Genomic DNA, 26,406 nt, shown 5'->3' on the forward strand with positions numbered 1-26,406 from the left:
CAGAAACCGACGGTAAGACTCGGACGTTACTTAAAAGAATTTCAAGCTATTAAAGATTATTCCGATAAGCATAGTGGAGCCTCTATTAGCCAGTTATGCCAATGACTTGGAGTGTCTCGATCAGGTTTATTATAAGTGACTTAATCACAAAGAGACTACATCTGAGGAGACAAAAATGGTGTACAGATGTGACTTTCTTACAGTATGGACGAGGTTGTAAAGCTTATTTAAGTGCTATTAAAGACCTTTATGATGGTTCTATCGTGGCTTACCATATCAGTAAGCATAATGACAATCCTCTTGTCATGGAGAACCTAAGAAAGGCTATGGAATCTAATCCAGATGCCACACCAATCATCCACAGCGACAGAGGAAGTCAATACACTTCACGGGAATACCGGATGGTAACGCCCCAATGTCAGATGACACGCTCTAGGTCACGAGTTGGAAAATGCATTAACAATGCGCCAATTGAGAGTTTCTTTGGTCACTTTAAGACGGAGTGTTATGACTTGAAAGCTTACAAGACATTTGAGGAATTAGTTTATGATATTGATTGACTATATCTATTTTTACAATAACGAACGATTTCAAGAGAAGCACAACGGCCTTGCCCCTCTTGAATTGAGGGACAAGGCCGTTGCTTAATCTTTTATTATTTCATTGTCCACTTGACAGGGAGCAGTTCATTATGATAGTGGTCTTTTTTTCTTTATCTGCTAACATTTTTCACAAAAGATACCATGGAATCCTCGTTTTTCTCTGCCCTTTAATTGAGATGATGAATTACGATTGGAAAGGTATTTCAAAAGATAGGCATCAAATACCTCCTGTCTATATTAATTATTCCCCTCAGTTACCCTTACGTAATGCTGATTATCAATTTAGATAGTCCTTTGCCTTATACTACACCATTTGCATCTACTTTTTAGTAGCAATCTATATTATTTACTTAATAACTGAATAAGCACACCAGTTCTTTTTTATTATTCTATTGAATCATATCACAATCTTTGGATTGTTTTAGTTTTTCACCATTTTATATTTTTAATCACATTAATAAAAGAAACTAACTACAAAGTCTTACTATAGCAAAGATAAGTTCCTCTTTCTTTAAACCCTAAAGATCTTAGCAGCTCGTATTCCTTTTCATCACTAAAAAATAATATTTGTCGAATACCTGACTGACGTGCTCCTTCTATAAGAGTATAAAGTAACTCACGAAGAATATTTTGAGAGTCATTAGCCATTTTTTCAGCAATCACATAGCCATAAATCTCCATTTGTCTATCACCGAATGGCCTTGCCCAAATAGCACCTTTATCAGCAAATAAGTATATTACCCAATGGTCCAATTCCTCTATCAACCGTTCTGGTGTCCAATAGACATTATCAGGGTTATCCTGTGGAAACAGAGATTGAAATTGTAACTGATTAGAATGGCTGACACGGATAATATTTGACTTAACAGCTCTTGGTTCACATCTTATAAACGGTTCTTCTAACAGATTGATGACTTGAGGTGCTTCTGCAATCCATCCCATATCCTTTAAAACTGATTGATAAGTCGCATTTCTCGCATCAATGCCAAAAAGTATCTGAAAATCTTTAAAATGTGATTCTAAGTGCTCAACCAACTCAGTAAGATGTATGTCAGCATGATAAGATAGATTTAACAAATCAACTTGCAAATACCTGTCATCAGGCAGGTAAAAATATCCAACAATCCCTTCTACTTGCCCTTTAAACTCTGCAATCACTAACCTACTATTCTCATTTTCTAATCGCCTCATCAACACTTTTTCAAAGTCATCCTTAGTCTTTGTCCCATCAAAATAGGCTGGGTAACCTGATGTCAATGGATTTAAACATAGTTGATAAAAAGTCTCACCATATCTTTTAATATCACTAAGATCAGCTTCTCGTAGCATAATATCTCTCCATTTCTAAGACACATTATAGCATAGGGAAAAATAAGCGTCAAAAAACCAGCCAGTTGGCTGGTTTGCATGCTAATCACAAATTAGTCTTTTGCACCAAGTGCTGCCATTGTGATGTAGTTGTATGGTTTGTTGAAATGTGGCAAGAAGAAGATATCTGTCAATGCCAATTTCTCAATAGTAACACCTTCTTGGATAGCAAGTGAGAACATGTGGATCCCCATAGAGATATCTTCACGTGCAGCCATTTGCGCACCAAGGATACGCCGTGAATCTTTATCGTAAACGATTTTAAGTGTTACTGGGAAGTTACCATGCTCAATAAATTCTGGTTTTTGATTGTCAGTGTACTCAGTTACAGCAGCATTGATACCAAGACGAGTTGCTTTTTCAAGCGTTAAACCAGTTGAAACAAGGTTAAGACCATAGATTGAGATACCGTTTGAACCTTGTACCCCAATACCTTCAAGGTCAGTTCCACAGATGTTATGAGCTGCTACGATACCTGTACGAACTGCGTTTGATGCGAGTGCGATGTAACTTGTGTCACCTGTAGCGTTGTCATAGATTGTCGCACAGTCACCGATAGCATAAACATCTGGAATTGATGTTTGTTGGCGTTTGTTTACAAGGAATGCACCATTGCGGAAGCGCTCAATACCTTCACCAGCGAAAGCAGTGTTTGGACGGAAACCAACAGCAAGGATTACCATGTCAACATCGTATTCGTTTTTATCAGTAATGATTTTTTCAACTTTACCAGCACCAGCAACTTCCTTAACAGTTTCACCGAAAGCAAGTTTGATACCATGCTCTTCCATGTTTTTCGCCATAAGATCAGACAAATCACGGTCATAGTAACCAGCAAGACAAGTATCAACAACATCGATAAGAACAACTTCCTTACCTTTGCGTTGGAAAGCCTCAGCAAGCTCAACACCGATATAACCAGCACCTACAACAGCAACACGGTTGATGTCTTTGTTCTCAAGTTTTTGAATGACGTCTGCTGAATTTTGGTACAATTTAACAAATTGAAGATTTTCAAGAGTTGCTTCGAATTCAAGTGAACCTTCTTTGATTTCAGCACCTTTAATTGGCGGCAAGATTGGTTGTGAACCTGTCGCAAAAAGCAATTTGTCGTAGCTTTCAACATGCTCTTTACCATTTACAAGAGCGGTAACAGTTTTAGCTTTATAATCAATAGCTGAAACTGGTGATTCCATATAAACAGTTGCACCGAGTGATTCAAGTTCTTCTTTATCTGAGTAGAACAATCCTTCTGGACCAGAAATTTGTTCACCGATCCAAAGAGCCATACCACATCCTAAGAATGAAATATTTGAGTTTTGATCGAAAACAACAATCTCATTAGCATCACCATAGTTTGTTAACATGGTTTTAATAGCAGCTGTACCAGCATGGTTGGCACCCACAACAACGATTTTAGACATAGTAAAATCCTCTTTCAAAAATATATTATTTTACTACTCTATTCTATCACATATTACAAGCGCTTTCCATATATTTGCTCACTATCACGTAGCAAATTAAAAAATATTTATACACTACTTAGCCCTACTAAATTATTTTACTAAAATCCACAGTAGAAAATCGAATAAAAGGTTATCTCAAAGACTATGAGCGCAAACTAGACATATTAGATAGCATTCCATGAATAGATCAGATTACAGTTTCTGTTTTTATCGTTTAATTTGGTAATTAAAATCTAAAAGAGGACCACAAAAAGCAACTATAGCTATTGCTCATTAGTTACTCAAACTAGCTTATATTCTTTTGTCTTATCAATTAACTTATTCTGAATTTTGCCAATAAAAAAGATTGTTAGAGACGAGCTAACAATCCAAAACTAAAAATTTTTCACTTATATTGTAACATAGGGAGTCCTTTTTGCACTTTTTTGAAGTTTGCGTATAAAAAGTCGTGATATCTAAGTCTTGGCTTCCCTTAGCTATTTTATTTCTAAGCTCAGAACGAAACTGTCCGCTAGACGATTTCATTCTCACATCCGTACAGTTTCAAAGGTCTGGAAGCCCTTTGGAGGTTAGAAATAAGATGAGCGACATTCATCACAGTCGATAGTATGACCGCTATGCTTGCGTGGTACTAAAATAGTCCATCGGACTATTTTTAGGTTCAAGCTTGAAAACGAACGAGTGACAATAATCCAGTCAATGTTTTAGTTGGAGACTTGAAAATGAAGAAGTGTCCAGTTTAGAACTTTCAATTAGCCACTGCGTCAAATTATTGCTACCCTAAAATTTAGAAGACTTGGCAAAAAGTCTTCTAAATGGTAAATGGCTTAGAATAACGTCGTCAAAAAACGTTGATTCTAAGCCATTTATTTTGTTCAATTTTCAATAGCAAGGCTAAATTTTGAGTTTTGTCCCAACCTCATCTTAGGATTATTTAGTTTTAATATAGTTGACACCATCTGCTTTTGGAGCGACAGCTTTTCCGAAGAAAGCAGCCAAGGCAATAACGGTAATCAAATAAGGAGCCATTTGAAGATATACCGTTGGAATATTTTGTAAACCTGGTAATTGACTTCCTATAACCGCTAAACTTTGCGAGAGACCAAAGAATAGACTTGCAAGCATTGCACCTAACGGGTTCCATTTACCAAAAATAACAGCCGCAAGAGCGATAAATCCTGAACCAACGATTGTCGTTGCCGAGAAGTTGATATTTACAGATTGAGCACTTACTGCTCCTCCAACTCCACCAAGGAATCCAGCAATCATAACACCAGCAAATCGCATCTTGTATACATTGATACCAAGAGTATCTGCCGCCTGTGGATGTTCACCTACTGAACGAAGGCGCAGACCAAAGCGAGTCTTATACATAACAAACCAAGCAATAAAGGCTGTCAAAATGGCAACATATCCCATCAAGCTGGTATTTTTGAAAAATAAGTCACCCAAAACAGGAATTTTTTCCAAGCCTGGAAATGAGAATTTACCAAACGATTGGCGAATAGAGTCTGTTTGTCCCTTACCATAAATAACTTTAACTAAAAATACCGAGAAAGCTGGAGCTAAGAGGTTTAATACGGTACCAGATACAACGTGATCTGCCCTAAAAAGCACTGTCGCAGTAGCATGAATCAACTGGAAAAGAATACCAACAAGTCCACCTACTAGAACTGCTAAAAGCGGTGTCATTGTACCAAATTGCTCAGCGAATTCGATATTGAAAACAACACCAGCAAATGCTCCAATAACCATTGTTCCTTCCAGACCAACGTTTACAATACCAGCTCGTTCAGAGAAGACCCCTCCAAGACTGGTGAAGATTAAAGGTGCAGAGTAGATTAACATCTGCGAAATCAGTAAAGCTAATAAGTTCAAACTCATACTACTTACCTCCTTTCGCAAAACGTTTTGACCTTAGCATCTGTTCAAAAATAAATTTCACACCAATGAAGAAAATAATTGATGCTGTAACAACGTTAACTAGTTCAGGTGGAATTTGAGCACGAACCATACCTGAAGAACCAACTGATAATGCACCAAACAGGAAGGCTGCAAATGGAATACCTAGTGGTGAATTTGAGGCCAGAAGGGCAACAGACATACCATTGAAACCAATATCCAAATTGGCAGATTGGATATAAACATTTTGGAAGGTGCCTAAACCTTGTACAGCTCCTCCCAACCCTGCTAGAGCACCTGAGATAATCATTGATAGAACAATAGTACGTTTGGTACTCATACCAGCATAGTCAGCTGCATTTGGATTAAGACCTGCAGCACGAATTTCAAAACCAAGTGTTGTCTTAGCAAACAAGAACCAAATAAGCACAACAGCAATAATGGCAAAGAAAATACCAATATTCATACGTGAATTATCTGTCAAAGCTCTAAGCCATTCTGTCTGATAAGAAGCATTTGCAGAAACATTAATACTTGAATCTGTATTTTTCATCAATTCATCCGAAAAAACATCACGGATAATATGGTTTGAAAAATAGAGCAAAATATAGTTCATCATGATTGTTACGATAACTTCACTTGTCCCAAGAAAAGCTCGTAAAAATCCAGGAATGGCTCCAGCAAGACCACCTGCAATCATAGCAATAACAACCGTTGCTAAAACTAATAGTGGTCTTGGCATGTCTGGATTAGCAAGAGCAAACCAGCCGGCAAAAACCCAACCAACAAGAGCTTGACCAGATAAACCAACATTAAAGAACCCTGCACGGCTAGCAACAGCAAATCCCAATGCAGTAAAAACTAGTGGAGCCACCGCTCGGAAAATTTCTCCGACACTTTTAATAGAACCAAAAGCAGTATATAGAAGCTCTTCATAACCCCAAACTGGGTCATAGCCAAAGATTAGCATAATCACTGCCCCAAGTAGCAGACCTGAAAAAACTGCCAGCAAGGGAATCAGGATACTTTCGTATTTTTTTAGCATAATGATTTCCTTTCTTACTTGAGATGATCCCCAGCCATAAGTTTACCAAGTTCTTGCTTGGTAGTCTCAGCTGGTAACACAATTCCATGAATACTTCCATCGTGAATAACTGCAATGCGGTCTGAAACATCAAGAATTTCATCTAATTCAAAACTTACAACAAGCACTGCTTTACCTTTATCACGTTCAGCAATCAATCGTTTACGAATATACTCAATTGCTCCGACATCAAGTCCACGTGTAGGTTGACTGACAATTAACAAGTCTGGATCGCGATCAATCTCACGAGCGATAACTGCTTTTTGCTGGTTACCACCAGAAAGGGACTTACCTGGGATAAGTTCTCCTGCACCACGAACATCGAATTCTTCCATTAGTTGTCGTGCTTTTTCATTAATCTTAGAATAATTTAGGATACCATTTTTAGAAATTGGCTCTTTATAATAAGTTTGCAAAGCAAAGTTCTCAGCAACTGTCATATCCAAAATCATACCATCACGATGACGATCTTCTGGAACATGACCAACACTTAGTTCTGTAATCTTACGAGGTGAATAATGTGTGACATCTTCTCCTTTTATCGTAATTTTACCTGATTTAACTTTACGTAGTCCTGTAATAGATTGAATTAACTCACTCTGCCCATTACCGTCAATACCTGCAATTCCGACTATTTCACCGGCTCTAACATCCAAGGAAAGATTTTTAACTGCTGGAATTCCACGATTTTCATTGACAACAAGATTTTCGATTGATAAGATAACTTCTTTAGGATTAGATGCAATTTTCTCAGTTTTAAAGGAAACTGAACGACCAACCATCCACTCTGCTAAATCATCATTTGTAGCACCAGCTACCTCCACAGTCTCAATAGACTTCCCACGGCGAATAACCGTAACACGATCGGCAACTGCACGAATTTCATCGAGTTTATGAGTAATCAGAATAATTGATTTTCCTTCTGAAACCAAAACTTTCATAATTTTTAAAAGTTCTGCAATTTCATCAGGAGTCAAAACAGCTGTCGGTTCGTCAAAAATGAGAAGATCTGCTCCACGATAGAGAGTTTTTAAAATTTCAACACGCTGTTGCGCACCAACTGAAATATCAGCCACTTTGGCAGTTGGATTAACTTCAAGACCATATTTCTTTGAAATTTCTGTAATTTCAGCAGTAGCCTTTTTAAGGTCAATCATACCAGCTACATTGGTTGTCTCACTACCGAGAATGATATTTTCAGTAACCGTAAAGGCATCTACCAACATAAAATGTTGGTGAACCATTCCGATACCTAGTTGCGCAGCTTTTGAAGGTGATTCAATCGTAACGGACTTACCGTTAATAATAATTTCACCACTCGTTGGTTCAAGAAGTCCTGCCAACATATTCATAAGGGTAGATTTACCTGCACCATTCTCTCCGAGAAGAGCATGAATCTCACCTTTTTTGACATTTAAATTAATCTGGTCATTTGCAACAAATTCACCAAATCGCTTCGTTATGTCTCTCATCTCGATGACATAATCTTGTGTCATAGTTTATTCCTTTCCAAACTGTCTTTTTTTTCAGCAAAACCTATCAAGAAATGATAGGCTTTACTGAGAGAAAATCTCCCAGTTCCCTAAAAAGAGCGACCGATGTCAGTCGCCTTTTCGGAAGTTTCTAATATTTAACTATTTTTCATCATCTTTTTTAGGTTTTTCTGGAACTTCAACTTTTCCATCAAGAATAGCTTTTTTAGCATCAGCAACTGCTTTAGAAGCATCTTCTGAAAGGTTTGTTTCAGCTAATTCTACACCTTTATCTTTAAGAGAGTAACGAACAATTTCACCACCAGGGAATTTGTCTTCTGATGCTTTAGTTGCAATATCTTTAACTGCAGCACCAACTTGTTTCAAAGTAGAAGCCAATACAAAGTTAGATTCTTTACCATCTTTAGAAGTGTAAACACCCTCAGCAGATTGGTCACGGTCAACACCGATTACCCAAACTTTATCAGCTTCATTACGAGTTTCATTTTCTGCTTTAGCTGCTGCAAAAACACCGTTACCTGTACCACCTGATGCATGGAAAATCACATCCGCACCTGCTGCATATTGAGCTGAGGCAATTGTTTGACCTTTAGCTGCATCACCAAATGAACCAGCATATTGAACATCAATCTTGATTGATTCATCAACTGATTTAACACCAGCTACAAATCCTGCTTCGAAACGGTCAATAACTTCACCTTCCATACCACCTACGAAACCAACTTTTTTAGTTTTTGTTGATTTTGCAGCTGCAACACCTGCAAGGTATGACGCTTCATGGTCAGCAAATCCAACGCTTGCTACGTTATCTTGATCAGCAACAACACTATCAACGATAACATAGTGTGTATCTGGATTATTTGGTGCTACTTCAGCAATTGCTGATTCCAAAGCAAAACCAATACCAAAGACAACATTATAGCCGCCAGCTACTGCTGAATCAAGGTTAGTAATGTAATCTGATTCAGAAGCTGATTGGAAGTAGTCGTAACCCTTACCTTTTGAAAGACCAGCTGCGTCACCCCATTCTTGAAGTCCTTCCCAAGCTGATTGGTTGAATGAACGGTCATCAACACCACCGATATCAGTAACGATAGCAGCTTTTAAGCCTGTTTCTTCTTTAGCTGAAGAAGCATCATCTCTTTTAGCCGTACGGCTTCCACATGCAGCTAGTGAAAGAGCTGCAACAGTAGCTAGACCAAGTCCAACAAATTTTTTGTTCATTTTCATGAACCCTCCTAAATATTTTTGTGCAACCAAGTTGCAAGAATAAGATAACCCGAAGGTTAAAGACAGATTAGGTCAAATCTGTAAAAGAGTATGGCAACAACTCACCGACCGTCGTCTCGACCGTCTGACCATTTTTAGCAATTAAGATAACTTTTGCGGTAGGTTCAAAGAACTCTACCATAACTTGACGACAAGCACCGCATGGAGAAATAGGTTCAGCAGAGGTACCATAAATCGCAATTTCTTCCAACTTTTGATGACCATCTGAGACAGCTTTAAAGATTGCAGTACGCTCACCACAATTCGTTAGGCCAAAACTAGCGTTTTCAACATTACAACCTGTATAGATAGAGCCATCAGCTGTTTTTAAAGCTGCACCAATTGGAAAATGTGAATAGGGAACATAGGCGCGTGAACTAGCCTCAATAGCTAACTCAACAAGATTAGTATCCTCCATTTACCGTTTCTCCCTTGATAATAGCAACACCTGAAGAAGTTCCTAAGCGAGTTGCCCCTGCTTCAATAAAGGCTTGTGCATCTGCCAATGAACGAGCCCCTCCTGCAGCCTTAACTCCAACATTTGGACCAACAGTTTGACGCATCAAAGCCACATCAGCTACAGTTGCTCCTCCAGTTGAAAAACCAGTAGACGTTTTCACAAAATCAGCACCAGCTTTCACTGAAAGTTGACAAGCCTTCACTTTTTCTTCTTCTGTCAATAAACAAGCCTCGATAATAACTTTGACAATCTTATCTTCAGAAGCCTCGACGACTGCTCGAATATCTTCTTCGACTAGATCAAAATTACCAGATTTCAGAGCACCAATATTGATAACCATATCAATTTCGTCAGCTCCGTTTTCAATAGCATCTTTAGTCTCAAATGCTTTAACTGCTGGCGTTGTTGCTCCAAGAGGGAAACCAATTACTGTACAAACATTGACATCAGTCTCAGCAAGAGCTTTTGCTGAGTAATTTACCCAAGTTGGGTTAACACATACACTAGCAAAATCATACTCTTTTGCTTCAGAGAGCAACTTGTCAATTTGACTTTGAGTACTTTCTGGTTTTAATAGAGTGTGATCAATATATTTATTAATAGACATCAATTTTCCCCTTTTCCTACTACTAGCTAATAATTCTTAAAATTTCTTGTGACTCAATACGTTCATCACCTATTTTAACATTTTTTTGGAATTCTGTAAGCATTTTATTACTTAAAATTTCGTTTGTATAGATTTTGGCAATTATTTCACCTGCTTTTACAGCATCTCCAACCTTTTTATCGAACACTATGCCAGTTTCATAATCTAAAGAATCGTTTTTTACTGATCTTCCTGCTCCTAGACGCATTGCAAAAAGGCCAAACTCTAATGCCGGTAATTCCGTAACATAACCATCCGTTTCTGATTTAACTTCAACAACGAATTTTGCGTTTGATGGACGATGTAAATCCACTAAATCTCCACCTTGAGCGACAATCATTTCTTCAAACTTTTGCAAGGCTTTGCCATTGACCAAAGTATCATGAATATCGTCTAAGGATTTATCAACATTCGCTAAATTCAACATAATCTGAGCTAATTCACAAATAAAATGCGTGACATCTTCACGTCCCTTACCTTGCATGATTTCAATAGCTTCAAGAACTTCCAAACGATTACCGATAGCACGACCGACAGGTTGAGTCATATTGGTAATAACAGCAATCGTTTTTCGTCCCACTTCATTTCCCAGTGCAACCATTGTTTCAGACAATTTTACTGCGTCCTCCAATGTTTTCATGAAGGCACCATCACCGACTGTAACATCAAGTAAAATACTATCAGCACCTGCTGCAATTTTTTTGGACATAACTGAGCTAGCAATCAATGGAATAATATCAACTGTAGCGGTAACATCTCGAAGCGCATAAAGCAGTTTATCAGCTTTTACCATATTATCAGATTGCCCAATAACAGATAAACCGATATCTTGTACTTGCTTGATAAATGCTTCTTGTGTGCGTTCGATTTGATAGCCTTTGATAGCTTCCAATTTATCAAGTGTCCCGCCTGTATGTCCAAGGCCTCTTCCACTCATCTTAGCTACAGGAACACCGAAAGCTGCTACTAAAGGAGCTAAAATCAAAGTCACTTTATCTCCTACCCCACCTGTAGAGTGCTTATCTGTCTTAATTCCAGGAATAGCAGACAGGTCAATCTGTTCTCCAGAAGCTACCATGCTCATGGTTAAATCACGCGTCTCACGCATGCTCATCCCACGAAAAAATACTGCCATAGCAAAGGCTGCCATCTGATAATCAGGAACGGTTCCCTTGGTATAGCCCTCAATTAACCACTGGATTTCCTCAGTTGATAGCTCTAAGCCATCTCTCTTCTTTTGAATTAAGTCAACTGTTCTCATCATATAGTTTAAGCTCTTTAACTCAACGGAATACTTTGTTTCTAGAAAAAAGCTAATCCATTCGAACTATCTTATATCTATATATAAAACTTGTTCCGTATTCAGTTCCTTTCTTTAGAGTAATTTAGGTTAGAAGTATCAGTTTTCTTTGATGCTTCTTAGAATATAATATCCCTTATCTTTTTTGACAACTTCGCAGTTCCCAAAGACATCTTCCATTTTAGCCTTTGCCGATGGAGCGCCTTGTTTCTTCTGGATGACAATCGTTAAATCGCCCCCATACACCAAATGATTGTAAGCTCCTTCTAAAACTTCGTGTACTACTGATTTACCAGCTCGAATAGGAGGATTTGAAATAATGTGGTTAAAAATTCCCCCTACCTTTTCATACAAATTTGACTGGAAAATAGATGGTGTTACATGATTTATTGTTGCATTTTTCTCTGCCAACTCTAAAGCTCTATTATTGATATCAACCATCGTTGCCTCAACTCCTTGAACCTTGCTTAGTGCAATTCCCAACGGACCGTATCCACAACCAACGTCTAGCAAAGTATCTCCTTCTTTAAAATCTAAACAATTCAAAAGAACTTGACTGCCAAAATCAATCATTTTTTTAGAAAAAACACCCGAATCAGTCATGAAGGAAAAAGATTCCCCTAAGAGTGTTACCTTCAACTCATGGAGGTCATGAGCACTATCAGGATTTTCTGCATAATACATATTAGCCATATCTTCTCCATCTAACAATAATTTATTGGAAATAACAAGTCATCTCCTTTTGGGGCTGGAAAATAATTATATCACACCTCGTAAACGGTTGCAATCTCTCAATTTTAATTTCTCTTTCAGCAATTTCCGAACTTTATCAATCAATTAATGTCAAAAAAATCATTTGAATCATAAAAGTTGTTTGTTTTCCTTTAAAAAACACCTTATAAACACAGAATAGTTAAGAAAAATGCTATAATAACTCCATGACTAATGAATTTATTAATTTTGAAAAACTTTCTAGAACTCGTTGGCAAGAGCTTCACCAGGCGACGACTCCTCCTTTAACTGAAAAAGAATTAGATAATATCAAATCTTTAAATGATAAAATCAATATTCAAGATGTTATTGATGTCTACCTTCCCTTGATTAGTCTGATTCAAATTTATAAACACCACCAGGAAAATCTAGCTTTTTCTAAAGGGATTTTTCTCCAAAAAAATGCCGGCAAACGTCCCTTTATCATTGGCGTTTCTGGTTCTGTCGCGGTCGGAAAATCAACAACAAGTCGCCTACTACAATTATTACTAGCCAGAACTTATCCCAATAGCCGTGTTGAATTGGTGACAACAGATGGTTTTTTATATCCTAATGATAGCTTGATTTCACGGAATATTTTGGATAAAAAAGGGTTCCCAGAAAGTTACAATATGGAACTTCTTATTGACTTTTTAGACGCCATGAAAAGTGGTTCTGATGCTTCTATTCCCGTTTATTCTCATGAAATTTATGATATTGTTCCAGATGAAAAACAAACCCTATTATCGCCAGATTTTTTAATCGTTGAAGGAATAAATGTTTTTCAAAATCCACAGAATGAACGTCTTTATATGACCGATTACTTTGATTTTTCAATTTATATAGATGCTAATAGTAAACATATTGAAAATTGGTATCTAGAAAGATTTCAAGCTTTGCTCTCCTTAGCTAAAAAAGATAAGACAAACTATTATCATCGCTTTACCGAATGGCCGTTTGAAGAAGCACTCGCTTTTTCTCAAAATATATGGAAAACTGTTAACCTTGTTAATTTAGAAAAATATATTGAACCAACGCGAAATCGAGCTGAGCTCATTTTACACAAGTCCAAAGATCATAAGATTGATGAAATTTATTTGAAAAAGTAATTTAGACTTGCCAAATTAATGCTTTTTCTATATAATAAGATGGTTAGTAAAAATGGAGGTAAGAATATTGGCAAACATTAAATCAGCTATCAAACGCGCTGAGAAGACAGTTCAACAAAATGCTAAGAACTCAGCTCAAAAATCAGCTATGCGTACTGCTATTAAAGCATTTGAAGCAAATCCAAGTGAAGAGCTTTTCCGTGCTGCTTCTTCAAGCATCGACAAAGCCGCTACTAAAGGTTTGATTCACGCAAATAAAGCAAGCCGTGATAAAGCACGTCTTGCTGCTAAACTTGGTTAATTTTAAAACGACCTTTCGGTCGTTTTTTTGTCCACTTTTATAAGGAAGGTCTATGAAAATTGTTATTATTGGCCATAGTGGATCAGGTAAATCAACCTTAGCTAAAAAGCTATCCTCCCATTATGACATTTCCTGTCTCCATCTAGATACGTTACAGTTTCTACCAAACTGGGAAAGTCGTACTCCTGACGATTTTATCAAGCAATTAGCCACTTTTTTATCTCTAAACACCTCTTGGGTGATTGATGGTGTTTATTCTAAGTACCTTTTTGAAGAACGGCTTACTCAAGCAGATTATATTATTTATCTTAACTTTAATCGTTGGAATACTTTTTTCCGTATTTTGAAACGCTACATCGTCTACCGTGGTAGAGATCGGTCTGATAGGGCTATCGGTTGTCCAGAAAAAATGGATTGGAACTTTTTATACTTTGCACTCTTTCATTCTCGCAGACCTAAACGGATGCAATTCTTTGAAGTAATCTGTCAAAAGTATCAAGATAAATCTATTATCCTCACTAATCAAAAAGCCATTAATCAATTTCTGAAAAGCATCACAGTTCAAAAGGTCTGAAAATAAAGCGAACAAGATTAATCACAATCGTATACTTCAGAATGAAGAGGTATTAAGTTGCAGACCTCCAATCATCTATTGCGTTAAAGGATCCTTACATTAAAATTTAAGAGGCTGAGACATAAATATCTCAACCTTCTCGTTCTAATAGTAATAACAGTTTGACGCAGTGGTTGATTGGGAGTCCTAAACCCTTGCTCCGCAATCGTTAGCGGCCATCTTAATCAACTGTGCGGAGGTGAGACGACAAAATCGAAATCGTCATTTTTTGACGATTTAACGATTTTTGTCTCACTCTCTTTTTTATTGATTTTCTTATAACTTAACTTCAAAAATAGTTCCTTTAGGACTATTATCTTTTATCATAATCTGCCCTCCAAGTGAATCTGTAATTTGTTTAGCTAAAGACAACCCCAAACCAAAGCCACCCTTTTGACGAGTCCTTGCCTTATCTACTCGATAGAATCTATCAAAAACCTTCTTTTTATCTTCATCTTTGATACCATATCCGTTATCGATTACTGTAATAAAGAAATGCTTATCCGTTGTCTTTACTTCAAATTGAATTTTTCCATCTGAATCCGTATATTTAACAGCATTATCAAATAGTATGGTCATCAACTGTTTAATTAGCGTTTTATCCGATTTGATTGGCCTGTTGACCAAATTATTCCAATTAAACTGTTTACCAGCATCCTCAGCAATTATCTGATAATTTTCAAAAATATCATCAAAAAAACTAGAAGAAATGTCAGAAATTTCTAGAAGTAAGCCGTCATCTCTGCGTGCCAGATTCAGAAGATTGGTGGTTAAAATCCTCATATTTCGAACCTCTTCCAAACTAGAAGCTATATTTTCACTATTTTCTAATACCGTTGACTCTGGCTTTCGAAAGAGGGTCTCTAAACGATTTTGTAAAACTGCTAACGGTGTACGCAACTCATGGCTTGCATTTTCAACAAAACTTTTTTGCTTTTCATAACTTTCCATAATTGGCTTTCGTGACCAATAAGATAAATAGACACTCATGCCGACAGAGACAAACCAAAATAGAATCATAACCGTAATAATAATTGTAACGGAACGTTGTGTAGACTCTTTAATTTGTTTGATGCTGACTAAAAAAGTAGCATACTTCACTTGAGGATATTGACTATTAGCAACAGCTACCGTAACTGAATGATAACTCTCGACCTGTCCATAAGGGCTAATCGTCTCCCCTTCTACAATCTTTCTCAAATGACGCCTATTGAGAATGACATTAGAAAAACTTGAAAAAGCATCTGCAGTATTAAAAAGATTGCCGTCTTCATCATAAAAAAGTGCATCCACGTTCATCAATTTTACTTTAGGTTTTTCGTTGTTAGGAAACGATTCAATAACAACACCTGTATCTATATTTTCAAAATATAATTTTCGTGTCATTGCCATATTAACATAGGTGTCTACAGAAGCTACTGCATTCTCAAGACTAGTATCTACCGAAGAATAGATACCCATTCGAATAATTTGAAGAATAATAGCTGTCATAATAACAAAAATCCCTGTAAATACAGATAAAAATCTGAAAAATGTTTTGGGATTTTCTTTATCTGTTCGCCACAAAGCTAGTGCTCTAACCATTTTTTAATATATACCCCACGCTTCGTAAGGTTTGGAGATTTTCTACAAAATCAGAACCTTTTAATTTTTTACGAATTTTCGAAACATACACTTCGACAACAGAGATGGTTGTATCACTATCAAACCCCCATAAACGATCAAATATTTGAGTCTTAGGTAAAATGACATTTTGATTTTGTAAAAAATAGATAAGTAGTTCAAATTCTTTTCCAAGTAACTCCACCTCGGAACCATCAACAAATGTCCTATTAGTTGACAACTCAACTGAGACATTCCCGTAAACAAGATTATTATCAGTTAGTTTCCCTGCACGTTTGAGCAGAGCTTGAATACGCATTTTTAGTTCTTCCAAATAAAAAGGTTTGGTCAAATAATCATCTGCTCCTAATTCGAATCCATGTCCTTTATCATCGAGGCTCTCTTTAGCAGTCATAATCAATACAGGCGTTGTAATGCCTTTGGCACGCAGTTCTTTTAATACTTGAAAACCATCTTTCTCAGGTAACATAAGATCAAGAAGAATGAGGTCGTAAATCCCTGACTCTGCCTCATAAATCCCCTCAGCACCATCAAAAATCTGCATAACGTCTGCAAATCCATCATCTAAAAAATCAAAAATTGAATTTGATAAACTCAAATCATCTTCAACAAGTAAAATTTTAATCATCAAACCACCTCTTTTTTTATTCAAGTTATTATAACATTATTGATCCTTTCGCAAAAGTGAAAGGACCAACAAACTTCTTAATTAAGTATATGTTATTTTTCTTAAAAAGAACTAAAAAGACTAGGCTATAACTTAAATAGCTCCATTGTCATATACTGTGTGAAAAGTATACGCTACTGTTCTTATAAAGGAAATCTTTTCTTATAGCAAAAAAGAGCAAAAAAAGTCGGAAATTCAAAAGGTATTCATTCAAGTTTAAATTGCAGTTCGTCAAGGACTACCTCAGTACCCAAAGTTGCGAACCGAGTACCATTGCTAAGAAATATGGCCTTCAATATAAAACGCAGATTCGTGAAGGGGTCAAAAAATATCGGGGAAATCCTCCCTTACTCCACTGAGATTTGAGAGGTTCTAGGTAAAGTAAACAAATAAATCTATCTGACTAAGATGACCATAAAAGAAAGCCATGAAACTAAACTGAATTTCATAGCTTTTTTCTATATGGTTGCTAATCTTCCTGCTTAACCGTTTGAATGTATTTATAAATGCTAACTTCTGACATACGAAAAGCCTCAGCTACTTTAGAAACAGCATCTTTCAAATCAAAAAATCCTTTCTGATAAAGAGAACGAACAATAGAAATTTTCTCTAAACGAGTCAAATTATACTTGTTAAGGTCTTTTCCCTGTGTTTCTTGTATAATGCTTGCTTCAATCAAATTCTCAGCAGTAGAATAAAAATTCTCAATGATTGGTTCCGTTTGACTCTCCGTTGATGGACTATCAATCATCAGTGCTTGGTCTAAACTCTCTATGCTAGCTACAAAGAGTTGTCTCAAGGCCAAAAGTTTAGATTTATCCGAATTGATACAAATCATACCTAGCAGTTTTTTATCCTCATCCTTGATAAAATAACTAGATGAGAATAATTCCTTTCCTGCGATTGTTTTTGTCCGATAATTAACCAGATAGTCCTTTTCTTTGTAAATTTTAGACTTAAACACATCTAAGACAAAATCTGTGGCTGGTGCACCCGCGTCACGTCCTGATAAATTATTTTTTATATAGACTACAGAATGATCTAACCCATCTGTGAAATCTTGCAATACAATTTCGGTGTCTTTTCCCAAGACTACAGCTAAAAAATCAATGAGTGGAATATAGGATTTTAATTGTAAATTCATGGCCACCTCCAACTATAGTTGTATCACATCGCTATTTTTTTATCAACTTATTGCTACGCATTCTAACATCCCTATCACTCTAGTATGTTCTACAGGTTAATTCATATAGGGCCTGTGCATACATAGCACAGGTAGCTAAAAGATGATCGACTAAAATATATTCGTTTGCTTGGTGCATGGTATCCTGGGCATCTGGAAAAAGTGCACCAAAGGCTACACCTTCTGGCATGAGACGAGCATAGGTCGCTCCTCCAATGACACGTTCGTATGCAGGTAAATCTGTTTGCTCATGATAAATCTTCAAGAGAGTTTGTACCAGAGGATGATTCCCTGGAACATAATGCGGTTCTTGGTTGTCTGTCACTTGGACTTGGATCATCGCATCTTTCTCTTTCAATTTTTGTAATAAGTAGGGATACCAAGAAGATACTTGCACCCCTCGTGGATAACGAATGTTTAGCGTAAGACTCCCTCCTGTTTCATCATTATACGTAGCCAAACCTAAATTACTAGTCAAACGCCCCATACAAGCATCCTCATAAGCAATACCTAATTTTTCACCCCAGACATCTTGGTGTAGAATCTTAGTTATAAATTCTATCCATTTATTAGCCGATGAACGATTAAACTTATAACGACTCAAAAAAAGTGCTAGGTAACTTGCAGCATTCGTTCCCACATCGGGTTTAGCACCATGAGCGGATTTCCCATGAATAGTGAGTGAAAGATTCTGTCCTTCCACCTCAGCCTGACCTTGAATTTCTGGATGAACTTGTAAGAAATCCGAAAAATCTTTGGCCAATATCAATAGTCCACGTCCACTGATACAAGCAACCGCCTTATCAGGTACCATGTTTTCTCGTAGACCAGCTTCAAAACTATCTAATACCAGCTCAGATGATTCTCTAGTGTCACTAGCAAAACGAATCACAATAGAAGCATTACCTTTTTCTCCATTAACAATAGGAAAATAGGCATCTGGGACAAAACCAGTTTTTGGCAACTTTACTTGTGTTTGATAATATTTAAGGCACTTCCATTCACTTTCTTCATCCGTTCCCACAATCATGCGAACAGTCTTATGTGGTTCAAATCCCATTTCCTTTAAAAGTTTCATGGCAAAAAATGCTGCAACGAGTGGACCCTTGTCATCCAGAGCCCCACGCGCAATCAACTTACCCTCTTGATAAGTAGGAGAAAAGGGATCACTATCCCAGCCGTCTCCTGCTGGCACCACATCAACATGACCTAAAAGTCCAAATAATTCCTCTCCTTCCCCCCAATCTACATGGGCAACTAAAGGGCCAAAGCTTTGATACGAAAAGCCATTTTCTTGGGCCATTAAGAGAAATTCATCCAAAGCAGCTTTGGGACCGGGTCCTACTGGATAAGCAGTGGTGACACAGTCATCTTCCCTAACAGAGTCAATACGTAAAAGTCGCTCAACATCTGCTAGTAATGCTTCTTTTCTTGATACTACTTCTTGATACCAATCAATTGTCATAATTCCTTCTTCTAAGAGAGTTTTTGAAGTTCTCTCAACTCATTTAAAAAAATCAGAGACAAGCCCCTAAGGAGCCTATCTCTTGAAATGATAATGGATTAAAAGTTTAAGGCTTGTTCAAAATCAGCTAATAAGTCTTCGATATTTTCAATACCACAGGACAAGCGTAAGAGCCCATCAACTATTCCTTGTTCAACTCGTTCTTCAGGTGTTAAGCAAGCATGAGACATCGTTGCTGGATGCGATAGAATAGACTCTACACCACCTAAACTTACTGCTAAAATCGGAATTTGAATCCGTTTTGTAAATGTTAATAAGTCTTCCTTTGATCCCAATTCAAAAGACAAAACAGCACCACCATTCTTCGCTTGCATCATATGAATATCATGATTAGGATGACTAGTCAATCCTGGATAATAAACATGCTTAATTTTAGGATGATGTTCCAAAAATTCTGCAAGAGTTTGAGCATTTTTGACTGCATGGTCTACACGAATTCCCATAGTTTTCATACCACGAAGAATCAGCCAAGCATCTTCTACCCCCAAAATTGCTCCAAAATTCTTTTGGAATAATTTCAGTTGGTGATAGTAGTCTTCATTATTGGTCGCCGCCAAACCAGCTACAACATCACTGTGTCCATTGATGAATTTAGTAACACTTTCTACTACAATATCCACACCTAGAGCCAAGCAATCTTGGAAAAGAGAGGTCATAAAAGTGTTATCCGCAACTGTCATAATCCCCTTTTGGTTAGCAAGAGATACCAGCGCCTTAATATCACAGACTTTCAACAATGGATTGGATGGCGTTTCCATATAAATCATACGGGTATTCGGCTGAATAGCCGTAGCCACTTCATCCACATTTGCCAGATCAACAAAACTCGTTTTTATCTGATATTTCGGCAAAATAGTAGTCGCAAATTGGCAAGTTCCTCCATATACTTCTTTAGGAAAAATGACATGGTCTCCCGCATTCAGCAACATGAGTACATTTGAAATAGCCCCCATACCAGAAGCAAAACTTACAGCATATGCTGCATTTTCTAAACAACGAAAGCCATCTTCAAGAGCATCTGTTGTTGGATTTGAAAAACGTGTATAGAGATGTTTTTGCTGCGCGCAATAGAGTTCTGAATTGTTAAAAGTAGATGTTTGATAAATCGGTACAGAAGCTGCACCAGTATATTCATCCAAAACAGTATAGCCATGGAGTAGTTTTGTATTATCTTTCATGAGAGAACCTCAGCGATTGCTTCAATTTCCACTAAAGCTCCCATCGGAAGATTCCCTACTTCAAATGCCGTCCGAGCTGGAAAACCATTTTGGAAAAAGGTCTGGTAAACACCATTAAAAGAATTAAAATCAGCGATATCGGCTAGGTAAACTGTCGTTTTAATAATCGCCTCCATGGACGATCCATTATCTTCTAAAATAGCTTTTATATTTTTCAAAGATTGCTCCACCTGCCACTCAATAGATGTTGGCTGATCAATTTTCCCAGTTTCAGCATTGATGGGTAATTGACCTGATGTAAAAATCAGGTTCCCCACCTTGCTAGCCGATGAATAACTGCCTACAGCTGCTGGAATTTTTGTACTTGTTAAACGTTCAATCATATTTTCACCTCATTTATTCAGCAGGAATTAAGTTTCCCCTCTCCCTGCCTTGTTTTTTCTATTGCGATTTTTTTTTTTTCAATCATTTGTTCCTGCGTCTGTTTACGCATGTGTTGCCAAATCATCAAGATAAATGGCAAGACAATATAACCAATCACCATTGCCACAATCGCAAAGGTATTTGGAAGTACACTTCCATCTTCAAGAACAATCGTAAATTGTTGCGTCCAGCTAAAATTGTAGAGTAAAACAACTGTTAAAATCACGGCAATTCCTGGAATAATCACATCTACAACAAAGTTTTTCTTAACATCTTGAAGGGCTTGCCCACGTTCCCGTCCAAAATAGAATACCATGACTGCTAACGGTACAACGATAAACTGGATAAAACGCGAAATAGAGCTCAATACCATGATACTTGTCATATCAAATCGGAAGGCCATTGGCAATAGAATGGCGATTCCAATTGTTATGAAGAAGGCTACCACTGGAAAATCTTTATCTGTACGTTTCGCAAAGAAAACTGGAATCTGTCCTTGAAGAGCCATCGCCTCTAAAATACGTGGAGTGTGGAAAGAAGCTGCAACATTTATACCAAACATAGACACCAAGGCTCCGAGAATAATGACACTACGGATGATCGGATTGCTAAAAACATCTGCCAAGGCAACAACTTCTGTTGTACTAATAATAGCTTGTGGATTAATCATCATAGCAACACCTACAATACCAACATAAATAGCTGCTACAATAGCAATTGCAAGTGGAATAGCACGTGGAAGATTTTTTTCCGGTTCTTCCATATCTTCTGCTCCACTTGCCACACTTTCAAAACCTGTAAAGGCATAAAATGCTGCAATTACCGCCATTACCCAACTAGAAATATCCATATTATAACCAAGTGGCACACCAGCAGCATCTGTCAAAGTGTGAATATTGCCAAATTCGTTGACCTGTGTAAAGAGGACAATTCCTAAACCAACTACAATAGTTGTAATCAAGGCACCCACCTTCCCAAGCGTTGATAGATTATTAATAATCTCAAGGAATCGAGTACCTGCTAAATTAATAGCTAATAGAATGCCCATCAAACAAATAAAACCAACTGTTACCAATAAAAGATTACTGCTATCTAACTTGAAAATGCTAAGAACCGTTTTGACAACACCCGTTCCCATAACGCCCCAGGCAATACTTGCTGCGATGTAGCGCGTAATTCCAACATAAAATCCGAGATTATCGCCAAAGGCTGCCTTAGTATAAGCATATGCAGCCCCACCTTTTGAAACATACTTGGCAGCTGCCGCAAACGTAATCGCTAATACCGCCGCAAAAATAGCTGCAAAAGAGTAAATCAATAGCGCTTTGTCGCCTGATTTGGCCACTACCGCACCAGGCGAAAGGAAAATTCCTGTCCCAATAATAGAGTTAATTGTCAATAATACAATAGAATAGAATCCTAATTTCTTTTTCATGATAAAAACCTGTACTTTCTAACTAACCAACTCAGTCGCTTTTTCAACACGAGCTACTGGTTTAACCTTTGCTTCCTCAATAAATGCTTTAAAGAGCTGATTCATTTCTAGTATACTCTTATGTAGCATCTCTGGATGCCACTGTACGCCAATCATAAAACGATAATCAGTATGTTCAATAGCTTCAACCACACCATCCATCGCGCGTGCGACAACTCGCAAGTTCTCTCCTACTTCACGTACAATCTGGTGATGGAAAGAATTAACTAACATTTTTTCCTGCCCAAAAATCTGCATCAAGAGCGAGTCCTTTTCCAGAATAATAGAATGTGTTGCTAAATCTGGATAATGCTCCTGCCAATGCTTCAAAAAAGGTTGATTGGCATAAGATAAATCTTGCCATAGAGTCCCGCCATGGTTTACATTGATAATCTGAGCTCCACGACAAATGCCTAAAATAGGAATATTTTTCTCTTTAGCTTTTTCAAGCAAAGCAAAGTCAAACTGGTCACGTGCTGGGAAAGTATCTCCCAATTTTGGACTTGGTTCTTCACCATAGTTCAACGGACAGATATCATGCCCGCCTGATAATAACAAACCGTCAATCCCTTCCATATAACCATCTAAAACTTCTCGATCAGAAGAAACCGGTAGAATCATCGGAATTCCACCATTTTGCGTAATCGAATGAACGTAGTCTTCATTAACATAGGCACGGTGGTAACCAGGAAACATCCCTCCTTGATCTACGATAATACTGGCAGAAATACCAATAATCGGTGTTTTTTTATAACACATATCCATCTCCTTTATAGATATTTATTTTTTTATAATTTTTTATAAATACATCATACTACTTTTTGTTACCGTTTGCAATATATTTTTATAATTTTTTTTAAAAATATAATTATCTATATTTTTTGATGGTTCTAAAACTAAGTTATCGACTTTAAGAGCATCAAAAAAACATCTCAGAGAGATATAATATAAGTTCACTACAAACATATTTAGAAGCTTTCTCTGAGATGAAATATCATTTATACTAGAAATCAGACACTTGACAATCACGGAACAGTATCCGATTGAATATTGGAAACGGTAAAGGAAAATCCAATTGACAAATAGGCAAATTGCTAAGGAAAGCACCGGAAAAGATTCATAATAGAATCAAACGAGGTCCCCATCATCCAACCAGTCCATAAACCGCTAACTGTACTCAGCTTATCTACAAGGGTAATAGATAGAGTTCAGTTCGCAAGTTTTATCTGAGATGTTTTATGAGTTTGAGAACATACTCCAGTCTTTTGAGAACTTGGAAACAGCGATTACAGATTACATTTTTTATGACAACAACAAACGTATTAAAACTAAAAAGACTTAGTCCTGTACAATGCAGAACTAAATCCTTTCAATAACTATTTCTCTAACTTTTCAAGTCAGTACTATGCTAATCCTTTTCATTATTTTGCTAAAAGTTGAGCTGACACAGCAGCTTTATTAGCCTCAATTAGTGCTACACGCGCTGAAATCTCTTTAATCCCCATAGAGATATTGCGACTCAAAGACATATCAGATAATTGTGGCTCAAAGAATGCTTTATATTCTGCTAAGCGTCCTTCTGTCCTAAAGATTGCTGCTGGAATGATAACAAATTTATCAAAACTCATATCTCCACCAAGAGCTCCTTTTATCCAATCCCAATCTTGACGAGCCCACGACCAAACTGCCTCTTGTGCAAATGATTTACGAAGGAAAGTCGCATACCACGTTGAGAGATCCTGAGGCTTAATAATATCTTTATTTTCAAACGCTTCAATAATTGTTTGAAGTGTCTGGATATCCTGCGTCTCAGTAAGCGCTGCTGCTAATTGACGTTGGAAGACACCATCTGTTGTTTCAGAATAAGTATTTAACAATAGTTTTGTCAATTCAGCGGTCTCAGCATGTCTCACCTGGTTAATCAAAACAAAGGAACGAACTGCTGCTGGAATATTCGCAATATTATCTTTATATTCTTCAAAAATAACTTTTGCTTTTTCAATAGCCGTAGCATTGTCTGCATAAAGCATATTTGCAATAGCATATTGACGAACAAACTCATCTTCGTCTGTCTCACCCTCTTGTTTATCAAAACCAAGACGCTCATAATTTCTATGGAAAATGCTCTCTATCATTGATTTGAAAGCAGTTTCTTCTTCACTACCTTCTTCGATAAAACGTTTTAATCCATCTAAAACATAGTTAATCGCATCTAGAACGGTATAATCTGTTTCTTCCGTCAACTCAGCTACTAATGGAATTAATTCACTGTAAGAAATAACACCACTTTCAGCTAGGAAACGACGTTCTTGAATCACTTGAAGTTTTGAAATTTTATCTAAACTTGGCCAGTTAAACATAATCCTATCAAGTAATTCTCCCTCATATTTGCTGAGGTAGTGCGCTGTATTACCGGTATTAAAGAGCAAAGCTCCTTCGTTTTGGCTAGCTAGCTCACTAAAGTTTGGTACCGTTACCGATTCTTCTGTTAACGTATCTGGTAAACCAGTCCAACTGCTATTGAGTGGCACTTGCCATAGACGACCACTTTCCTCATTTTCACCAATAAAGAATTGTTTTTGGGAAATGGTTAATGTATCATTTTCAACGGTTGCACTTACTAATGGATATCCTGGTTGTTCTAACCATGAATCCATAAAGGCTGCAACATCACGCCCTGAAGCTTCTGAAAGGGCATTCCAAAGGTCACGTCCAATAGTATTACCATACTGATGACGTTCAAAGTAAATTTTAAGCCCTGCACGGAAATCATCGTCTCCCAACCAGCGGCGAAGCATATGCATCAAACGGCTTCCCTTCGCGTAAACAATAGCTGGGTCAAATAAGGTATTAATTTCATCAGGATGGTTAACTTCAACATGTACTGATTGAACACCATCCGTTGCATCACGTTTAAGGGCTGCTGGAACTCCTGATGTCTGGAAATCTTCTAAAATATTCCAAGTTGGTTCAATCGCATCAACTGCAATATATTCCATCATATTGGCAAATGATTCATTGAGCCATAGGTCATCCCACCACTGCATTGTCACCAAGTTACCAAACCATTGGTGAGCTACTTCGTGAGCAATTACAAGAGCAACTTGTTGGCGACTTGATACTGTTGAATTGTCATCAACTAAGAGATAAACCTCACGATAAGTCACAAGTCCCCAGTTTTCCATAGCTCCAGCAGAGAAATCTGGCAAACCAACATGAAGACATTGAGGAATTGGGTATTTGACACCAAAATAATCTTCGTAGAACTCAATCACACGCACCGCAATATCCAATGAAAAATCAAGTTCACTCAATTTGTGAGCTTTCGTCGCATAAGAACCAACAAGAGTTCCATTTTTAGTATAGGCTGTTTTACCGTGTAAATCACCGAGAGCAAAGGCTAATAAATAAGATGACATGCGTGGTGTTGTATCAAAAGTCCATACGCCAGTCTCTTGACGACGCTCACTATTAGTTTCTGGCATATTTGACAAGGCAATTTCACCCTCTCCTTGGTCAAACTTCACTGAGAAATCAAAAGTAGCTTTTGCTTCTGGTTCATCAATACATGGGAAGGCTTGGCGAGCAAAGTGACTTTCAAATTGTGTTGAAATAACTTCCTTTTTCACACCATCAACCGTATAATAAGATGGGTATATACCAGACATGTTATCTGTAATGTAACCTGAAAATTCAACAACAAGTGTCAAACTCCCTGTTTCAGGTAAGTCAATATGTACTGCTTCATTGTCATCATCTATATGGAAAGTTAATTTTTCGTTATCCAACAAAACAGACGTAATCGTTAAATCTTTTTGATGCAACGACATTTGGTTATCCAAGGCTTCACCACTAATAGCAACATTACCATTAAAGGTTTTACTTGGTCGATCAATATCCAAGAAAAGATTATAATTTTCTGGAATGAATTTAGTAATCAGACGTTCTACTGACATAACATTCTCCTAAA

At 37.2% G+C, this 26,406-nt stretch carries 22 protein-coding genes and 2 pseudogenes; 5 read left to right on the forward strand and 19 right to left on the reverse strand.

Annotated features, from left to right (window positions below; all coding sequences use genetic code 11):
* Window positions 1-648 (forward strand): annotated as a pseudogene (locus tag GZ996_RS04475) (IS3 family transposase); the annotation flags it as partial.
* 425 nt (window positions 649-1,073) lie between these two features.
* Here GZ996_RS04475 and GZ996_RS04480 read toward each other — a convergent pair.
* The 10 genes from GZ996_RS04480 to GZ996_RS04525 form a co-directional block, all read right to left on the reverse strand.
* Window positions 1,074-1,931: a hypothetical protein gene (locus tag GZ996_RS04480; protein WP_162011434.1), complete on the reverse strand. Its 858-nt coding sequence runs from the start codon at window positions 1,929-1,931 to the stop codon at window positions 1,074-1,076.
* Between the two features lie 92 nt (window positions 1,932-2,023).
* The gene (gene nox / locus GZ996_RS04485; protein ID WP_156805167.1) at window positions 2,024-3,394 is read right to left on the reverse strand and encodes a H2O-forming NADH oxidase; all 1,371 of its coding nucleotides are present in this window, start codon (window positions 3,392-3,394) and stop codon (window positions 2,024-2,026) included.
* A gap of 972 nt (window positions 3,395-4,366) precedes the next feature.
* Window positions 4,367-5,320, reverse strand: coding sequence for an ABC transporter permease (locus tag GZ996_RS04490; RefSeq protein ID WP_156805166.1), 954 nt, complete (start codon window positions 5,318-5,320; stop codon window positions 4,367-4,369).
* A gap of 1 nt (window position 5,321) precedes the next feature.
* Complete coding sequence (locus GZ996_RS04495; RefSeq protein WP_156805165.1) at window positions 5,322-6,383, reverse strand: ABC transporter permease; 1,062 nt, start codon at window positions 6,381-6,383, stop codon at window positions 5,322-5,324.
* 14 nt (window positions 6,384-6,397) lie between these two features.
* Window positions 6,398-7,918, reverse strand: coding sequence for an ABC transporter ATP-binding protein (locus GZ996_RS04500; protein WP_161979139.1), 1,521 nt, complete (start codon window positions 7,916-7,918; stop codon window positions 6,398-6,400).
* A 138-nt stretch (window positions 7,919-8,056) separates the two neighbouring features.
* Entirely contained in the window at window positions 8,057-9,139 is a 1,083-nt protein-coding gene (locus GZ996_RS04505; protein WP_156805163.1) for a BMP family lipoprotein, read from the reverse strand.
* Between the two features lie 73 nt (window positions 9,140-9,212).
* Window positions 9,213-9,602 carry a cytidine deaminase gene (locus GZ996_RS04510; RefSeq protein WP_156805162.1) on the reverse strand — a complete coding sequence of 130 codons (390 nt, stop codon included), beginning with the start codon at window positions 9,600-9,602 and terminating at the stop codon, window positions 9,213-9,215.
* Entirely contained in the window at window positions 9,589-10,251 is a 663-nt protein-coding gene (deoC, locus tag GZ996_RS04515; protein WP_161980997.1) for a deoxyribose-phosphate aldolase, read from the reverse strand. Before deoC ends, GZ996_RS04510 begins: the two co-directional genes overlap by 14 nt.
* 22 nt (window positions 10,252-10,273) lie before the next feature.
* Window positions 10,274-11,551, reverse strand: a complete 1,278-nt coding sequence (locus GZ996_RS04520; RefSeq protein WP_161979176.1) for a pyrimidine-nucleoside phosphorylase — start codon at window positions 11,549-11,551, stop codon at window positions 10,274-10,276.
* A 138-nt stretch (window positions 11,552-11,689) separates the two neighbouring features.
* Window positions 11,690-12,283 carry a class I SAM-dependent methyltransferase gene (locus GZ996_RS04525; protein WP_156805160.1) on the reverse strand — a complete coding sequence of 198 codons (594 nt, stop codon included), beginning with the start codon at window positions 12,281-12,283 and terminating at the stop codon, window positions 11,690-11,692.
* A 245-nt stretch (window positions 12,284-12,528) separates the two neighbouring features.
* On the opposite strand from GZ996_RS04525, the gene coaA reads away from it, so the two are divergent.
* The 3 genes from coaA to GZ996_RS04540 are packed head-to-tail and all read left to right on the forward strand — an operon-like array spanning window position 12,529 to window position 14,324.
* A complete protein-coding gene (gene coaA, locus GZ996_RS04530) occupies window positions 12,529-13,449 on the forward strand; it encodes a type I pantothenate kinase (protein ID WP_161980697.1) in 921 nt (306 codons plus the stop codon).
* Between the two features lie 52 nt (window positions 13,450-13,501).
* Window positions 13,502-13,750: a 30S ribosomal protein S20 gene (gene rpsT / locus GZ996_RS04535; RefSeq protein ID WP_156805158.1), complete on the forward strand. Its 249-nt coding sequence runs from the start codon at window positions 13,502-13,504 to the stop codon at window positions 13,748-13,750.
* Window positions 13,751-13,802: 52 nt separating this feature from the next.
* Window positions 13,803-14,324 (forward strand): topology modulation protein, encoded by a 522-nt coding sequence (locus tag GZ996_RS04540; protein ID WP_161980698.1) that lies wholly within the window; start codon window positions 13,803-13,805, stop codon window positions 14,322-14,324.
* 315 nt (window positions 14,325-14,639) lie between these two features.
* On the opposite strand, the gene GZ996_RS04545 is transcribed toward GZ996_RS04540, so the two are convergent.
* The 8 genes from GZ996_RS04545 to GZ996_RS04580 all read right to left on the reverse strand — a co-directional run bounded on the left by GZ996_RS04545 (window position 14,640) and on the right by GZ996_RS04580 (window position 23,195).
* Window positions 14,640-15,947 (reverse strand): sensor histidine kinase, encoded by a 1,308-nt coding sequence (locus GZ996_RS04545; protein WP_161980699.1) that lies wholly within the window; start codon window positions 15,945-15,947, stop codon window positions 14,640-14,642.
* Window positions 15,940-16,614: a response regulator transcription factor gene (locus GZ996_RS04550; RefSeq protein ID WP_161980700.1), complete on the reverse strand. Its 675-nt coding sequence runs from the start codon at window positions 16,612-16,614 to the stop codon at window positions 15,940-15,942. Before GZ996_RS04550 ends, GZ996_RS04545 begins: the two co-directional genes overlap by 8 nt.
* Window positions 16,615-17,122: 508 nt before the next feature.
* The gene (locus tag GZ996_RS04555; RefSeq protein WP_162011435.1) at window positions 17,123-17,797 is read right to left on the reverse strand and encodes a helix-turn-helix transcriptional regulator; all 675 of its coding nucleotides are present in this window, start codon (window positions 17,795-17,797) and stop codon (window positions 17,123-17,125) included.
* Between the two features lie 79 nt (window positions 17,798-17,876).
* Window positions 17,877-19,301 (reverse strand): dipeptidase PepV, encoded by a 1,425-nt coding sequence (pepV, locus tag GZ996_RS04560; protein WP_162011436.1) that lies wholly within the window; start codon window positions 19,299-19,301, stop codon window positions 17,877-17,879.
* Window positions 19,302-19,399: 98 nt separating this feature from the next.
* Window positions 19,400-20,539 (reverse strand): trans-sulfuration enzyme family protein, encoded by a 1,140-nt coding sequence (locus GZ996_RS04565; RefSeq protein WP_162011437.1) that lies wholly within the window; start codon window positions 20,537-20,539, stop codon window positions 19,400-19,402.
* Entirely contained in the window at window positions 20,536-20,922 is a 387-nt protein-coding gene (locus tag GZ996_RS04570; RefSeq protein WP_156805151.1) for a RidA family protein, read from the reverse strand. The genes GZ996_RS04565 and GZ996_RS04570 overlap by 4 nt, the downstream gene beginning before the upstream one ends.
* A gap of 17 nt (window positions 20,923-20,939) precedes the next feature.
* Window positions 20,940-22,397 carry an APC family permease gene (locus GZ996_RS04575; protein ID WP_162011438.1) on the reverse strand — a complete coding sequence of 486 codons (1,458 nt, stop codon included), beginning with the start codon at window positions 22,395-22,397 and terminating at the stop codon, window positions 20,940-20,942.
* Between the two features lie 18 nt (window positions 22,398-22,415).
* A complete protein-coding gene (locus GZ996_RS04580) occupies window positions 22,416-23,195 on the reverse strand; it encodes a gamma-glutamyl-gamma-aminobutyrate hydrolase family protein (RefSeq protein WP_161980704.1) in 780 nt (259 codons plus the stop codon).
* Window positions 23,196-23,661: 466 nt separating this feature from the next.
* On the opposite strand from GZ996_RS04580, the pseudogene GZ996_RS04585 reads away from it, so the two are divergent.
* Window positions 23,662-23,812: pseudogene (locus tag GZ996_RS04585) on the forward strand (IS3 family transposase); the annotation flags it as partial.
* Window positions 23,813-23,857: 45 nt separating this feature from the next.
* On the opposite strand, the gene GZ996_RS04590 reads toward GZ996_RS04585, so the two are convergent.
* Entirely contained in the window at window positions 23,858-26,392 is a 2,535-nt protein-coding gene (locus GZ996_RS04590) for a M1 family metallopeptidase (RefSeq protein WP_162011439.1), read from the reverse strand.
* Window positions 26,393-26,406 lie beyond the last annotated feature (14 nt).

It is taken from the genome of Streptococcus sp. S784/96/1, assembly GCF_902729355.1.
Lineage (GTDB): Bacteria > Bacillota > Bacilli > Lactobacillales > Streptococcaceae > Streptococcus > Streptococcus caledonicus.

Coding starts and splice junctions, on each gene's coding strand:
- GZ996_RS04480 (WP_162011434.1), bottom strand. CDS start 1,931: ATGCTACGAGAAGCTGATCTTAGTGATATTAAAAGATATGGTGAGACT.
- nox (WP_156805167.1), bottom strand. CDS start 3,394: ATGTCTAAAATCGTTGTTGTGGGTGCCAACCATGCTGGTACAGCTGCT.
- GZ996_RS04490 (WP_156805166.1), bottom strand. CDS start 5,320: ATGAGTTTGAACTTATTAGCTTTACTGATTTCGCAGATGTTAATCTAC.
- GZ996_RS04495 (WP_156805165.1), bottom strand. CDS start 6,383: ATGCTAAAAAAATACGAAAGTATCCTGATTCCCTTGCTGGCAGTTTTT.
- GZ996_RS04500 (WP_161979139.1), bottom strand. CDS start 7,918: ATGACACAAGATTATGTCATCGAGATGAGAGACATAACGAAGCGATTT.
- GZ996_RS04505 (WP_156805163.1), bottom strand. CDS start 9,139: ATGAACAAAAAATTTGTTGGACTTGGTCTAGCTACTGTTGCAGCTCTT.
- GZ996_RS04510 (WP_156805162.1), bottom strand. CDS start 9,602: ATGGAGGATACTAATCTTGTTGAGTTAGCTATTGAGGCTAGTTCACGC.
- deoC (WP_161980997.1), bottom strand. CDS start 10,251: ATGTCTATTAATAAATATATTGATCACACTCTATTAAAACCAGAAAGT.
- GZ996_RS04520 (WP_161979176.1), bottom strand. CDS start 11,551: ATGAGAACAGTTGACTTAATTCAAAAGAAGAGAGATGGCTTAGAGCTA.
- GZ996_RS04525 (WP_156805160.1), bottom strand. CDS start 12,283: ATGGCTAATATGTATTATGCAGAAAATCCTGATAGTGCTCATGACCTC.
- coaA (WP_161980697.1), top strand. CDS start 12,529: ATGACTAATGAATTTATTAATTTTGAAAAACTTTCTAGAACTCGTTGG.
- rpsT (WP_156805158.1), top strand. CDS start 13,502: ATGGAGGTAAGAATATTGGCAAACATTAAATCAGCTATCAAACGCGCT.
- GZ996_RS04540 (WP_161980698.1), top strand. CDS start 13,803: ATGAAAATTGTTATTATTGGCCATAGTGGATCAGGTAAATCAACCTTA.
- GZ996_RS04545 (WP_161980699.1), bottom strand. CDS start 15,947: ATGGTTAGAGCACTAGCTTTGTGGCGAACAGATAAAGAAAATCCCAAA.
- GZ996_RS04550 (WP_161980700.1), bottom strand. CDS start 16,614: ATGATTAAAATTTTACTTGTTGAAGATGATTTGAGTTTATCAAATTCA.
- GZ996_RS04555 (WP_162011435.1), bottom strand. CDS start 17,797: ATGAATTTACAATTAAAATCCTATATTCCACTCATTGATTTTTTAGCT.
- pepV (WP_162011436.1), bottom strand. CDS start 19,301: ATGACAATTGATTGGTATCAAGAAGTAGTATCAAGAAAAGAAGCATTA.
- GZ996_RS04565 (WP_162011437.1), bottom strand. CDS start 20,539: ATGAAAGATAATACAAAACTACTCCATGGCTATACTGTTTTGGATGAA.
- GZ996_RS04570 (WP_156805151.1), bottom strand. CDS start 20,922: ATGATTGAACGTTTAACAAGTACAAAAATTCCAGCAGCTGTAGGCAGT.
- GZ996_RS04575 (WP_162011438.1), bottom strand. CDS start 22,397: ATGAAAAAGAAATTAGGATTCTATTCTATTGTATTATTGACAATTAAC.
- GZ996_RS04580 (WP_161980704.1), bottom strand. CDS start 23,195: ATGTGTTATAAAAAAACACCGATTATTGGTATTTCTGCCAGTATTATC.
- GZ996_RS04590 (WP_162011439.1), bottom strand. CDS start 26,392: ATGTCAGTAGAACGTCTGATTACTAAATTCATTCCAGAAAATTATAAT.